This window comes from Halorubrum sp. C191 (assembly GCF_002727095.1).
GTDB lineage: Archaea > Halobacteriota > Halobacteria > Halobacteriales > Haloferacaceae > Halorubrum > Halorubrum ezzemoulense.
On sequence record NZ_NHNZ01000110.1, the window covers coordinates 50,095 to 62,020 of the forward strand.

At 71.1% G+C, this 11,926-nt stretch carries 16 protein-coding genes; 8 read left to right on the plus strand and 8 right to left on the minus strand.

Going from position 1 to position 11,926, the window contains the following annotated elements; all coding sequences use genetic code 11:
• Positions 1-10: 10 nt before the first annotated feature.
• Positions 11-694 carry an HAD-IIB family hydrolase gene (locus Z052_RS10995; RefSeq protein WP_094519528.1) on the plus strand — a complete coding sequence of 228 codons (684 nt, stop codon included), beginning with the start codon at positions 11-13 and terminating at the stop codon, positions 692-694.
• Positions 695-809: 115 nt separating this feature from the next.
• Here the strand turns inward: Z052_RS10995 and Z052_RS11000 are convergent, their stop codons facing one another.
• Entirely contained in the window at positions 810-1,472 is a 663-nt protein-coding gene (locus Z052_RS11000) for an HAD family hydrolase (RefSeq protein WP_004596230.1), read from the minus strand.
• A gap of 108 nt (positions 1,473-1,580) precedes the next feature.
• Positions 1,581-1,865: a ribonuclease P protein component 4 gene (locus Z052_RS11005; protein WP_049929827.1), complete on the minus strand. Its 285-nt coding sequence runs from the start codon at positions 1,863-1,865 to the stop codon at positions 1,581-1,583.
• Between the two features lie 142 nt (positions 1,866-2,007).
• Here Z052_RS11005 and Z052_RS11010 point away from each other — a divergent pair, with 142 nt between their 5' ends.
• From Z052_RS11010 to Z052_RS11030, 5 genes are all read left to right on the plus strand, one after another.
• The gene (locus tag Z052_RS11010; RefSeq protein WP_004596226.1) at positions 2,008-2,202 is read left to right on the plus strand and encodes a methytransferase partner Trm112; all 195 of its coding nucleotides are present in this window, start codon (positions 2,008-2,010) and stop codon (positions 2,200-2,202) included.
• A gap of 137 nt (positions 2,203-2,339) precedes the next feature.
• On the plus strand, positions 2,340-2,921 hold the full coding sequence (locus Z052_RS11015; RefSeq protein WP_176454919.1) for a hypothetical protein: 582 nt from the start codon (positions 2,340-2,342) through the stop codon (positions 2,919-2,921).
• 100 nt (positions 2,922-3,021) lie between these two features.
• A complete protein-coding gene (locus Z052_RS11020; protein ID WP_006113388.1) occupies positions 3,022-3,210 on the plus strand; it encodes a hypothetical protein in 189 nt (62 codons plus the stop codon).
• 21 nt (positions 3,211-3,231) lie between these two features.
• Entirely contained in the window at positions 3,232-3,669 is a 438-nt protein-coding gene (locus tag Z052_RS11025; protein WP_086219220.1) for an RNA-binding protein, read from the plus strand.
• A 122-nt stretch (positions 3,670-3,791) separates the two neighbouring features.
• The gene (locus Z052_RS11030; protein ID WP_049929822.1) at positions 3,792-5,219 is read left to right on the plus strand and encodes an FAD-dependent oxidoreductase; all 1,428 of its coding nucleotides are present in this window, start codon (positions 3,792-3,794) and stop codon (positions 5,217-5,219) included.
• A 36-nt stretch (positions 5,220-5,255) separates the two neighbouring features.
• On the opposite strand, the gene Z052_RS11035 is transcribed toward Z052_RS11030, so the two are convergent.
• The 6 genes from Z052_RS11035 to nth form a co-directional block, all read right to left on the minus strand.
• Positions 5,256-5,723, minus strand: coding sequence for a hypothetical protein (locus tag Z052_RS11035; protein WP_099289018.1), 468 nt, complete (start codon positions 5,721-5,723; stop codon positions 5,256-5,258).
• Complete coding sequence (locus Z052_RS11040; RefSeq protein ID WP_049929820.1) at positions 5,720-6,214, minus strand: phosphopantetheine adenylyltransferase; 495 nt, start codon at positions 6,212-6,214, stop codon at positions 5,720-5,722. Before Z052_RS11040 ends, Z052_RS11035 begins: the two co-directional genes overlap by 4 nt.
• A 90-nt stretch (positions 6,215-6,304) precedes the next feature.
• Complete coding sequence (locus Z052_RS11045; protein ID WP_094494936.1) at positions 6,305-6,904, minus strand: winged helix-turn-helix domain-containing protein; 600 nt, start codon at positions 6,902-6,904, stop codon at positions 6,305-6,307.
• A gap of 88 nt (positions 6,905-6,992) precedes the next feature.
• A complete protein-coding gene (locus Z052_RS11050; RefSeq protein ID WP_094519526.1) occupies positions 6,993-8,072 on the minus strand; it encodes a glutamate--cysteine ligase in 1,080 nt (359 codons plus the stop codon).
• Positions 8,073-8,269: 197 nt separating this feature from the next.
• Entirely contained in the window at positions 8,270-8,827 is a 558-nt protein-coding gene (locus tag Z052_RS11055; protein ID WP_049929816.1) for a DoxX family protein, read from the minus strand.
• 151 nt (positions 8,828-8,978) lie between these two features.
• Entirely contained in the window at positions 8,979-9,662 is a 684-nt protein-coding gene (nth, locus tag Z052_RS11060) for an endonuclease III (protein ID WP_049929815.1), read from the minus strand.
• Between the two features lie 121 nt (positions 9,663-9,783).
• Here nth and Z052_RS11065 point away from each other — a divergent pair, with 121 nt between their 5' ends.
• Together Z052_RS11065 and Z052_RS11070 are read left to right on the plus strand one after the other, a co-directional pair.
• Positions 9,784-11,067, plus strand: coding sequence for a tRNA pseudouridine(54/55) synthase Pus10 (locus Z052_RS11065; RefSeq protein WP_094519525.1), 1,284 nt, complete (start codon positions 9,784-9,786; stop codon positions 11,065-11,067).
• Positions 11,068-11,225: 158 nt separating this feature from the next.
• Positions 11,226-11,924: a universal stress protein gene (locus Z052_RS11070; protein ID WP_086215715.1), complete on the plus strand. Its 699-nt coding sequence runs from the start codon at positions 11,226-11,228 to the stop codon at positions 11,922-11,924.
• The last annotated feature ends 2 nt before the right edge of the window (positions 11,925-11,926 follow it).

The window sequence follows — 11,926 nt, forward strand, 5'->3', positions numbered from 1 at the left end:
ACCCGATGGTATGGTTCCGCCCCTCGCGCTCGACATCGACGGTACGCTGACGACGCCGAGCGGCCGGATCGATCCGCGAGTCTTCGAGTTGTTGCCCGGGTGGGACGCGCCGGTCGTGTTCGCCACCGGCAAGGCGTTCCCGTACCCGGTGGCGCTCGCGCACTTCCTCGGCCGCGACGAGACCGTGATCGCGGAGAACGGCGGCGTCGCGTACGTCGGCGGCGAGACGACGCTCGTCGGCGACCCGGACGCGGCGTGGGCCGTCGTCGAGGCGTTCCGCGAGCGCGGCGGAGCGATCGGCTGGGGCGACGGCGACACGGTGAACCGCTGGCGCGAGACGGAGGTCGCGCTCGGACCCGACGTCGACGCGGGGCTGCTCCGCGAGGTCGCCGCGGCCGCGGGCGACGACGTGGAGATCGTCGACACCGGCTACGCCTACCACGTAAAATCGGTGGGGGTCAGCAAGGGTCGCGCGCTCCGCGTCGTCGCCGAGGCGCTCGGCGTCGACCCCGCCGCGTTCGTCGCGATCGGCGACAGCGAGAACGACGCGTCGACGTTCGGCGTCGCCGGCGAGTCGTACGCGGTCGCCAACGCCGACGCCGCCGCCCGCAATGCCGCCGACGAGGTGGTGGACGACGGGTACATGAACGGGACGGTCTCGGTGCTCGAACGGCTGCGCGAGCGCGCCGAGTAGTCCGTATCCGGCGGCGGAGCGCGTCCGCTCTGCTCAGCTCGTCCCGGCGACTCCGGGGGACGCGTACGGGTCATCAGTTCGATTCGGGGGCATCGCCCTCGGGGTCGGTCTCCGCTCACGCGTCCGTCACGGCCGCGAGTTCGCGGAGCGAGTCGATTTCGTGGGTGGGCGCGACGGAGAGGGTCGTGTCCCGGCAATGTGGCCGTCGGACGAACGCCGAGTCCAGCCCGGCCCGGTGGGCCGCTCTCACGTCACTCTCGCTGTCGCCGACGTAGAGCGCCGACTCGGCGCCGAGCTCCGCGAGCGCCCGGTCGAGATAGTGCGTGTTCGGCTTCTTCAGGTCCAGGCTCTCGACACTCTTCTCTCGGCCGTGATAGGTGTCGAACGCGTGCCGCAGGCCGAAGAAGTCCAACACGAACGCGACCGTGCTGTGGTGGTTGTTGCTCACGACGCCACGGGGTCGATCGAGGTTCGTGACGCTCTGAACGTCGTCGTAGAGCGCCCGTGACCCCGACTCGAACTTCTCGAACTGAGACCGTTCGTCGAGCCGCTCTCGGGCTCGCCAGAACGCCTCCACGTCCACGTCGTAGACCGCGCACATCTCACGCAGTCTCTCGACGGTCGTCCCGCGTACGACGTCGTCGACGTGCGCTTGGTCCGGGTCTCGGACGCCTACCGCTTCGAACGCTTCCCGCGTCGCTTCGACCGCCGTCTCGTGGGCCGGCGGCTCGACCAAGACGCCGTCGTTGTCGAAGAGAACCGCGTCGTATCCGGTCACGTCTCCGTGTTTCCCGAAATTCGGATTAGTCGTTTCGGTGTCCCGGTTCGACCGGCCACACGGCGGCCGCGTCGAGAGGGTGGCGTCGTCGGCCAGCGACCGCTGCGATCACTCCTCACCGTACGGGTACCGCGCCGTCGACCCGCATTCCGTACACCGGACGACCACGCGCCCGGGTCGCGTCCGGACGCGGCTCGTCTTGCCGGGGCGGAGGTAGACGGCGCAGTCGTCGCAGGCGCGCCGTGAGAGCTCGGCGGGAACGCCGCAGCGGTTGCGCTCGGCGATCCGGCGGGCGCGGGCGACGTACTCGCGGGCGCGATCGTACTCGTCGTCGACGACGGCCTCGCGAGCGAGCGCGAACAGCCGCTCGATCCGCTCCGCCGGGATGCCCATGTCACCGAGGGCGGCGCGCGGCGTCAAAGAGGTTGTTATCCGGGTCGGGCGGGGCGGCCGCCCGGACCGTGCCGACGCTCCGGACGCGGGGCGCCGGCCGGGACCCGCACGCTTTTTTATCGGTCCGACCCAACCGAGTGATATGAAAGAATCCCTGATGGACGTGATCTGCTGTCCGCTCGACAAGGCGACTCTCGAACTCGACGTCGACGACGCGGACGACGAGGAGGTCCTCGCCGGGACGCTCACCTGTACGGAGTGCGGCGAGACGTACCCCATCGAAGACGGGATCCCGAACCTCCTCCCGCCGGACATGCGCGAGGAGGCGGCTGCGTAGGGGGTTCCGCTCCGGAGCGGCGGGAGCGGATCCGCCCCGAGGCGCCGACCGCGGCGACGGCCTCCGGCGGTCGACGCCGCCGCCCGAACTCCTCGCTCGTGTGAATCTTTTTTTAGTGCGGGGTCGTGGTTCCACCCGTGCCGACACTCGACGTCGAACTGAACGGGGAGGCGGTCCACGACATCGACGCGCCGGACTCGTTCGTCACCGACGGGCCGTTCCCGGTCGTGCTCGAGAACAGCGGCCGCTCGACGCACGTCCACCTTCACTTCGACGACGAGCTGGACCGGGTGGCGACGCTCGACGAGGGGAACCACTTCGTCGCCGACGAGGCCACCCGTCACGTCCACGTGTCGACCGCCGACGTCGACGAGCGGGTCCGCGGCAAGCTGAAGATCGTCACCGGCTACGGGTCGAACACGCGCTACGTCGACGTGCGGGTCGATCCGTCGCCCGACTCCCCGAGCGAGCCCGTCGCCGTCGACGAGACGCTCTCCGCCCCCCCGGAGCAGACCCCGGAGGTGCCGCCCGGGCAGCGCGCGGTGAACGCGCTCGACCGACTCGTTCGGCGCGGCGGGGTCGCGGGCGCGGCGTTCGGGCTGATCGCGGTCGTCGCCGCGGTGGGAGTCGCGCTCGCCGCCGACAGCGCCGTCGTCTGGCTCGCGGTGGGGGTCGCGCTGATGACCGCGTTCGGCGCGGTGCTGCTCGCGGTGACGTGAGGCGACGCGGGTCGCCGTCCCGCCCGTTCCCCCGCGCGCGGTCCGCGTCCTCTCGGTCGGGATCCGCGCGCTTTTAACCGTCCCGGCGGAACGAGACGCCATGAGCTTCGAGAAGGAAGACGAGGTCGTGCTCCACGACAAACACAGCGAGTACGACGGCGAGTCGGGCACGATCACGCAGGTGATGGAGACCATGTTCGGCGACGCGACGTACACGGTCAGCTTCGAGGACGGCCAGGAGACGGGCGTCCCCGAGGACGCGCTCGACGCCGTCGAGAGCGAGGAGTAACGCCGCCCCCACCCGTCCCGCATGCCGAAAGTCCCCTTCCACTACGTCGACCTCCGCGCGTTCTCGTACGCCACCGAAGACGTCAAACGGGTCGAGCAGGCGCTGTACTCCCTCCTCCCCGACGAGGTCGAACTCGACCGCGTCGAGAACGTGGGGCACCACGGGGACCGCATCGTCGTGCTCTCGGCGCGGGTCGAGCGGGCCGACGAGATGCGACACGTGTTAGACCGGCTCGCAGAGCTGGAGGACCTCGACCGCGTCCTCGACGAGCTTGACGAGCGGGTCGACGACAACTGCGCGCTGTTCCTCCGCCTCGACAAACAGGCGGCGTTCCGCGACGAGGTCCGCCTCGGCCCGGGTCTCACCGTCCGCACGAAGGTCGAGGCGTACCCGGCGAAGAAGGAGAAGGCAGTCGCGAACGCCCGCGAGACGCTCTCGCGGCTGGCCGACGACGACTGACAGACTACTGCTCGGCGACAACTGATCGACGACGGCCGCGCGATCGAGCCGCGCTCTCCCGGTCGCGTGCCCCGGCCGCACCCGCGGCGTGACTTTTTCACCTGTCCCGTTGATGTCACGTCATGACCGATCCGTTCGTGGTCGTCGGCGCCGACGCGGCTGGATTGAGCGCGGCCAGCAAGTTCCGTCGCGAGGCGCCCGACCGAGAGGTCGTCGTCTTCGAGAAGGGTCGCTGGATCTCGTACGCCTACTGCGGGATGCCGTACTTCATCGCCCGCTACGTCGACCGCATGTCGGACCTCCTGTCGCTGTCGCCGAGCGAGGTCGACGAGCGGGGGATCGACCTCCGACGCGGCCGGGAGGTGGTCGCCGTCGACCCCGACGCGAAGCGCGTCACGGTCGAGACGGCCGACGGTGATCGAGTCGAGCAGGCGTACGGCGACCTCCTCGTCGCCACCGGCGCGCGCGCCGACTCCGGCCCCTTCGACGTGCGCGGCCTCGACGGCGCGTTCACGCTTCACGACATGGACGCGGCGGCCGCCATCGACGCGTACGTCGCGGACCCCGACGACTACGACTCGGACCGCGTCGACGTGAGCGCGGTCGACCGCGACCGCGTCGAGCGCAACGCGGCGATGCCGGCCCCCGAGACCGCCGCGGTCGTCGGCGGCGGGTACGTCGGCGTCGAGGTCGCCGAGGCGCTCTCGGAGCGCGGGGTCGACGTCCGCGTCTTCCACCGGTCCGGGCACCTCCTCTCGCCGTTCGGCGAGGCGGTCGGGAACCGCGTCGAAACCGCGCTCGAGGCCGAGGGCGTCAGCGTTCGCACCGACGCCCCGGTCGAGGCGCTCGTCGGCGACGAGCGGATCGAGGCGATCGACGTCGGCGGCGACCGCGTTCCGGTCGACATGGCCGTCGTCGGGGTCGGGATTCGACCGAACACCGAACTGCTCGACGGCACCGGGGTCGACCTCGGACCGGGCGGCGCGGTCCGGGTGGACGACCACGGCCGGACTAGCCTCCCGGACGTGTACGCGGCGGGCGACTGCGCGACCGCGCGCCACGCGGTGACGGGCGAGCCCGACTGGATGCCCCTCGGACTCACCGCGAACCGCGCCGGTCGCGCGATCGGTGCGACGGTCGCGGGGGATCCCGCGCCGGTCGGGGACATCGCGGGCACGGCGGCGGTGAAGGCGTTCGACACCGAGGGGGCCCGGGTCGGGATCCTCGACCCCGAGGCGGCCGAGGCGGCCGGGTTCGACCCGGTCAGCGAGACGGTGACCGCGGGGTCGCGCTCCGGCTACTACCCCGGTGCGGCCGAGACCGAGGTGACGCTCGTCGCCGACCGCGACACGGGGCGACTCCTCGGCGGGAGCGTCGTCGGCACCGACCGCGCGGCGATCCGGATCGACACGCTCGCGACCGCGATCGAGGCGGACATGACCGTTCCCGAGGTAGAGCGCCTCGACCTCGCGTACGCGCCGCCGTTCAGTCCGGTGTGGGACCCGATACTGGTCGCCGCGAAGGTGTTGAACGGAAAAATCGAGGACTGAACGGCGGCGACGGCGGTGCGGCCCGGACGAAGTCGCTCACTCCCGTATCCGACCGACGAGGAACCCGACCACCGCCGCCGCGAAGCCGACCGCGACCGCAGCGGCGGCGGCGAGCGCGAGCGGCGCGGTGACCGCCGAGAGGGGCGGGCCGCCGAGGCCACCCGGGACCGCGTACGGCGTCGGTCCGAGCCCCCGCAGCAGGGTCCCTGCGAAGGGCCCGTACGCGAGGAGGGCCGTCGGGAGGGCGCCGCCTCCGGTCGCGGCGAACGCGACCGCGCCGACCGCCGCCACCGCGGCGAGGACGCCGGTGGTCGCCGGGGCGCCGACGCCGACCGCCGCCGTCGCGTCGAAGGCGACGTACGACAGCGCGAGCCCGACCGCGCTCCACACCGTCGCTCGCTCGAAGCCCGTCTCGCCGAGCGCGATCCGCCGGAGCGCCGCGCGACCGGAAGTGGCACCATCGGTCCCGCTCGCGTCGCCCTCGGTCGCGTTCGCGTCGGTCATTCCGGTCGCGTCGCCCCCCGCCCTTCGCGGTCCGGGGTGAGGTTGCCGTGTTCGTCTATCTCGCCCGCGACGATCCGCGTCGAGGAGATGCGCTCGCCGTCCTCGGCCGCGACGTGGTCGACGACGACCAAGTCGAGGGGATCGCGCCCGCGCTCGCGACGGATCTCGTTGATCCGCTCGCCGCCCGCCTTCGTCTCCGGGGAGACGATTAGCGCGTCGAACTCCGGCTCGACCGCGATGCCGGTCGGCTCCGTCAGCTCGCGGACCTCGTAGTCGCGCCCGTGCGACTCGGCCAGCGGCGCCAACTCCGCTTCGAGGTCGCGCTCGCGCCGGTCGAACGGGCGGACGTACCGGTCGACGTGGCGGGTCTCCGGCGCCAGCTCGTCGGAGGTGAGACCGACGGTGACGTCACCCAGCTCGAACGCCCGCTCGAACAGCTTGCGGTGGCCGTCGTGAACGGGGTCGAACGTACCTCCCAGCGCGACGTTCATGCCTCTCCGTTGCGCGGGTCAAACTTAAAACGTCCCGAACCGCGTCCCGGCCCGGTGAAGTCGGGCGGCGGGGCCGAGTCGTCGACCGGCTCAGTTCTCCGTCTCGTCGTCCGCTCCGTCGCCCTCCGCGCCGTCGTCGGCTTCGCCCACGCTGGCGTCGCCGCCCTCGTCCCCGCCGTCGCCCTCGGCGTCGACGGATATCTGGACGGGTTCGGTGTCGCCGTCGGGCGACTCGCCGCCGAGCCGCCGGTCGAGATTGAAGACGGCGTTCAGCTCCGCCTGAACGTCGCCGACGACGCCGCGGACCAGCTCGCTCGGCGCGATGGCCTCGTACTCGTAGGGGTTGTTGCCCGCCCCCTCCGCCTTCCGCTTGCCGCGCTCGACGGTCCCCTCGTCGTGGAGTTCGGCGAGCGCCTCGCGGACGGTGCTGGGGTAGAGGCCGGTCCCGTCCGCGACCTCGTCGCTCGTGCTGTGGGGGTTATCGCGCAGGTAGACGTAGATGCGCGCCCGAGTCTCGGTGTCGAGCAGCCACGCGAGCAGGTCGACGACGTTGTCGTCGAACCCCTTCACCGCCTGGTCGGCGCCCTCGCTGAGCCGCTCTTTCGTCTTCCGAAGCTCCTCCCGCGTCCGGTCCGTCGGCGACTCCTCCGGGTCGTCGACCGGCTCGGCGGCTGTGTCGTCCGTGGTCATATCCGAAACAGGGGGCCACGCGGGCAAAAGGGTTTCTCGTCGCTTTCGTTCCGACGAAACGCTTCGACGCCGATCGTCCTGAGCGTCGTCAGGGTCTCACGAGGAGGTCCGAACACAGCGCGTCCACGCCCGACTCCTCGTGGATCCGGCGCTGGCGCGCGGCGCCGCTCTCCGCCTCGTACACCTCGCGGATCCCCGAAATCCCGAGCCGGTCGCACTCGGCGTCGACGACCTCGCCGAGCGCGGTCGTTTCCTCGCCGTCACGGTCGACGAACGCGGCGTCGTGGCCGTGACGGATCGCGCGCCACTTGTTCTCGTCGAGGAGTTCGCGGCGCAGGGAGCGGGGCGACTCACCGTCCTCGTACCGCTCGGCGTAGTCGACGACCAGCGCACGGACGTACTCCGCGAGCGCGAGGGTGATCGCCGGGTCGCGTTGTACATCGGGCGCACGGACCTCCACGGTCCCGTGCCCGGTGTGGGGGCGCACGTCGAACCACAGCTCGCCGCGGTCCGCGATGGACTCCGTCTCGACCATCCGGCGCTCGTACCGCTGGAAGGCGTCGAAGTCCTCGAAGGCGGAGGGGATCCCGGTGTTCGGGAGGTTCTCGAACACCTTGGCGCGGGCCGAGGCGAGCCCGGTGTCGAACCCGTTCCAGAACGGGGAGTTGGCCGACAGCGCGAGCAGCACCGGGCAGTGCCACCGTAGCCGGTTCGCGACCCAGACCGCCTTGTCCGCGTCGTCGACGCCGACGTGGACGTGGAGCCCCGCGGTCACGTTGCGGTGCTGGGGATACTGGATGCGGTCCAGCTGTGCCTGATACCGCGGCTTCTGGACGTGGTCGAGCTCGCGCCACTTCGCTGTCGGGTGGAGCCCCGCGGCCGCGATCCGGTAGCCGTCGGCGGCGGCGTGGTCGACGAGCGCCTCGCGGACCGTCGCGAGCGCCTCGGCGGGGTCGTCACCCTCCTCGATCGTTTCGGTCTGGGCCTCTATCGTACACTCGAACAGCTCGTGGTCGAACCCCTCCGGCACCGCCGCGGGCGGGTCGCGACCGTACACGAGGTCGTCGGTCCCGGACGTCGGGCGGCCCTCGGCATCGACGATGTAGAACTCCTCCTCGATGCCGAGCGTCCCCATCCGGGAGAACGCGTCCCGCGAACCGAGTTCCATTACCGCTCCGTACCGGTCGCTCGCTCTTATAAGGATTGGAAGGCGGAAGGCGCGGCGCCGTCGCTCTCCGACGAGCGCTCGGGCAGGTGAATCGAGTGGGAAGATCGAATCGGCCGAACCGCACTCCGCGCGTCGAAAACGAGTCGGCGGCGCGCGTTCGCGCGCCGGGGGCTGCGACGCTCGGTCCCGCGTCCCGTTCAGCCGAGGACGTACCGGAGCGCCGGGACCTTCTCGACGAGCGCCTGCCCGCCGACCTGAATCTGCTCGATGTAGGCGTCGAGGCCGAGGACGCGGCCCGCGCCGAACGCGGCCACGGTGAGGAACACCATCGCGTACACCAGCGTCGAGTCGAACAGGGCGAGGAAGTCGCCGCTCCACCCGCCGAGGTAGAACAGCGTCATCTGTATCGCCCCGCCCAGCGCGGCCAGGCGGACGAACGCGCCGAGGATCAGCGCCGTGCCGATCAGCAGCTGCGTCGCGGGAACGAACACGTTCGCGAACTCGACGAACCACGGCGTCGACCCCATCGCGGCGTACAGGCCGCTGACCGGGCTCGCCGCGTCGGGCGCGTGGACGAGGTAGCCGCTGGCGTCGAACGGCCACTCCGAGACCTTTCCGAGGCCCGCGAACAGGATCATCCCGCCGATGGTCGCCCGCAGCAGGACGATGAACAGCGCCGACAGCGAGTGCGCTTTCCCCAGTAACGTGATTCCGCCGAACTCGCCGCCGAACTCGTTTGTGGTCTTCGTGGACATTGTGTCTCTCCTCACTTGCGAATACGCCGGACGAGTATATAAACCGGAAAGCGGGTTCCCCTTCGCCGAGACGAATTTGACCTGGCCCCCTATCTGTCGGGTCTTTAAATACAATTCCCGAACTTCATCGGATCGGACCGCTTCTCCGGGCTCACCACGCCTCGCCGCTGGCGAGGTCGACCTCGGCGTCCCCCTTCTCTGAGGGACAGATGTCGGCGAGCACGCAGTCGGCGCAGTCGGGGTTGATCGCGGTACAGGTCGCGCGCCCGTGGTCGATCATGAGGTGAGTGAACTGCTGCCAGTCGCTCTCGGGGACGACGTCCAGCAGGTCCTGTTCGATCGCCTCTGGCCGTTCCTCCTCGGTGACCCCCAGCCGCCGCGTGAGCCGCTGGACGTGGGTGTCGACGACGATCCCCTCGACCACGTCGTGGCCGTGCTGGAGGACGACGTTCGCGGTCTTGCGACCCACGCCCGCGAGGTCCGTCAGCTCGGACATCGTGTCCGGCACTTCGCCGTCGTGCTCCTCCGCGATGTCCGCGCACGCGGAGCGGATGTACTTCGCCTTGTTGTTGTAGTAGGTGATCGAGTTGATCGCCTCGGCCATCTCCTCTTGGGGCGCGTTCGCGTACTCCTCGGGCGTCTCGTACGTCTCGAACAGGTCTGCGCACACCTTGTTCACGCGCTCGTCCGTACACTGCGCGGAGAGGATCACCGCGATGAGCAGCTCCAGCCGATTCGAGTAGTTGAGCGAGATTGTCGAGTCGGGGTACTCCTCGTACAGCCGGTCGAGGACCTCGGCGACCTGCTCCTCACGCGGATCGAGTGGCGTTCCCATACGAATCCCTCCGTCCGGGCGACATTGAACGATCCGACTGTGCGCCCCGCCGCGACGGATCGGCACGCCGCCCGCCCCGCCGAGTAGTAAGACAATTACCACGCGGCGCGCTGGTGAGCGTATGGACGTACTCGACGTCGCGGCCCGCGCGACAGAGACCGGGCCGGTGTGCGACGCCTGCCTCGGCCGGCTCGTCGCCGACCGGAGCTTCGGGTTGTCGAACGCCGACCGGGGCTCGGCGCTCCGCGTGTCGCTGGCGTTGCGCGACGACGAGGACCACGAAGCGGTCGACACCGCGGACTGCTGGGTGTGCGAGGGTCGCTGCGCCGCGTTCGACGACTGGGCCGACCGCGCCGCCGAGGCGGTCGAGGGCGTCGAGTTCGCCACCTACAACGTCGGCACGCGCCCGCCACCGCTGATCGAGGAGAACGAGGCGCTGCTCCGCGCCGACGCCGGCCTCGACGAGGACGCGGGCGAGCCGTTCAAGTCGGAGTTCAACCGCGAGGTCGGCAAGCGGTTCGGGCGGCTCACGGGCGTCGAGGTCTCCTTCGACCGCCCCGACATCCAGTTCACGATCGACTTGGCCGAAGACGAGATCGACGCGAAGGTGAACTCCACGTTCGTCTACGGCCGCTACAGGAAACTGGAGCGGGACATCCCCCAGACCGAGTGGCCCTGTCGCGAGTGTAAGGGCTCCGGGCGGCAAGGGGCCGACCCCTGCGACCACTGCGGCGGCTCCGGCTACCTGTACGACGACAGCGTCGAGGAGTACACCGCGCCGGTCGTCGAGGACGTGATGGACGGGACGGAGGCGACGTTCCACGGCGCGGGCCGCGAGGACGTCGACGCGCTCATGCTCGGCACCGGCCGCCCGTTCGTGGTCGAGGTGGAGGAGCCGCGCCGTCGCCGGGTCGACACCGACCGCCTCCAGTCGGACATCAACGCCTTCGCCGACGGCGCGGTCGAGGTGGAGGGGCTCCGCCTCGCGACCTACGAGATGGTCGAGCGCGTCAAGGAGCACGACGCCGCGAAGCGGTACCGCGCCGCGGTGACGTTCGACGCCGACGTGGACGCCGACGCCCTCGCGGACGCGGTCGCCACGCTGGAGGGGGCGACCGTCGAGCAGTACACGCCGAACCGGGTCGACCACCGCCGCGCGAGCATCACGCGCGAGCGCGACGTGTCCGAAGCGACGGCCGATCTCGACGACGCGCGTCACGCGACCGTCGAGATCCGCGGCGAGGGGGGCCTCTACATCAAGGAGCTGATCTCCGGCGACGAGGGCCGGACCGAGCCGAGCCTCGCGGGCCTGCTCGGCGTCGGCGCCGAGGTGACCGCGCTCGACGTCCTCGCGGTGGAGGGCGAAGACGAGCCGTTCGAGCGCGACGAGTTCTTCCGGGAGTAGCGCGCTCCGAGGCCCGGCCGATGCCGTCGCATCTCGTCCGGTCCGGTCGATCCGATCCGGCGCCGCCCGCTCCGGTCGGGGGCCCCGACGCACCGTACCGAGCCGGCCGCGGACGCGGAATCAACGGGATTTATCTGACGAGCGTCAGACGTTCGAATATGAACGGGAGCGACGCCGACGGCGGAAACGCCCGAGAGGGTGGCACCCGAAACGGCGCCTCCGGCGGCGAGTCGAACGGTTCGACCGCGGCCGGCGACGCCGGTCGCGCGGGCTCGCCCGCGGTGGGCGACCCCGTGATCCGCCCCGCCGTCGACGACGCGGGGGCGGTTCCGACCGCCGCCGACGTATCGCTGAACGGTGCCGACCGCGCGGAGCGACCCGACCGGGTCTCTTCGGTCCTCGTCGCCGTCGGGGCCGGGCCGCACTCCGGAGCCACCGTCGACGTCGCCCGGGAGATCGCGGACGCCACGGACGCGTGGCTCGAACTGTTCCACGTCGTGCCCTCCGACGCGGCGCTCGCCGACGCGGCACCCGACGACGACGCCTCCGGGACCGTCGCCCCCGCCGGCGCGGCCGACGCCGACTACGCCGCGGCGGGGGAACGACTCCTCGACGCGGCCGAGGACCGGCTCACCGGGTTCGACCGCGCCGACCGGTGGCTCGTCGAGGACCGGACCGCGGCGGGCGCGGTCGTCGAGCAGTCCGCGTACTACGACCTGGTCGTCGTGGGCGCGCCGACGACGGGTACCGTCGGCCGGTTCGTGTTCGGCTCCACGACCGACACGGTCGTCGGCGACGCCGAGGTCCCCGTCGTCGTCGTCGAGGCCGACGGGTCGACCGCCCTCGACGCGGAGTAGGC

Bases quoted from the DNA above. Each gene is read 5' to 3' on its own strand.
- Z052_RS10995 (WP_094519528.1), top strand. From the start codon at position 11: ATGGTTCCGCCCCTCGCGCTCGACATCGACGGTACGCTGACGACGCCG.
- Z052_RS11005 (WP_049929827.1), bottom strand. From the start codon at position 1,865: ATGGGCATCCCGGCGGAGCGGATCGAGCGGCTGTTCGCGCTCGCTCGC.
- Z052_RS11010 (WP_004596226.1), top strand. From the start codon at position 2,008: ATGAAAGAATCCCTGATGGACGTGATCTGCTGTCCGCTCGACAAGGCG.
- Z052_RS11020 (WP_006113388.1), top strand. From the start codon at position 3,022: ATGAGCTTCGAGAAGGAAGACGAGGTCGTGCTCCACGACAAACACAGC.
- Z052_RS11025 (WP_086219220.1), top strand. From the start codon at position 3,232: ATGCCGAAAGTCCCCTTCCACTACGTCGACCTCCGCGCGTTCTCGTAC.
- Z052_RS11030 (WP_049929822.1), top strand. From the start codon at position 3,792: ATGACCGATCCGTTCGTGGTCGTCGGCGCCGACGCGGCTGGATTGAGC.
- Z052_RS11035 (WP_099289018.1), bottom strand. From the start codon at position 5,723: ATGACCGACGCGAACGCGACCGAGGGCGACGCGAGCGGGACCGATGGT.
- Z052_RS11040 (WP_049929820.1), bottom strand. From the start codon at position 6,214: ATGAACGTCGCGCTGGGAGGTACGTTCGACCCCGTTCACGACGGCCAC.
- Z052_RS11045 (WP_094494936.1), bottom strand. From the start codon at position 6,904: ATGACCACGGACGACACAGCCGCCGAGCCGGTCGACGACCCGGAGGAG.
- Z052_RS11050 (WP_094519526.1), bottom strand. From the start codon at position 8,072: ATGGAACTCGGTTCGCGGGACGCGTTCTCCCGGATGGGGACGCTCGGC.
- Z052_RS11055 (WP_049929816.1), bottom strand. From the start codon at position 8,827: ATGTCCACGAAGACCACAAACGAGTTCGGCGGCGAGTTCGGCGGAATC.
- nth (WP_049929815.1), bottom strand. From the start codon at position 9,662: ATGGGAACGCCACTCGATCCGCGTGAGGAGCAGGTCGCCGAGGTCCTC.
- Z052_RS11065 (WP_094519525.1), top strand. From the start codon at position 9,784: ATGGACGTACTCGACGTCGCGGCCCGCGCGACAGAGACCGGGCCGGTG.
- Z052_RS11070 (WP_086215715.1), top strand. From the start codon at position 11,226: ATGAACGGGAGCGACGCCGACGGCGGAAACGCCCGAGAGGGTGGCACC.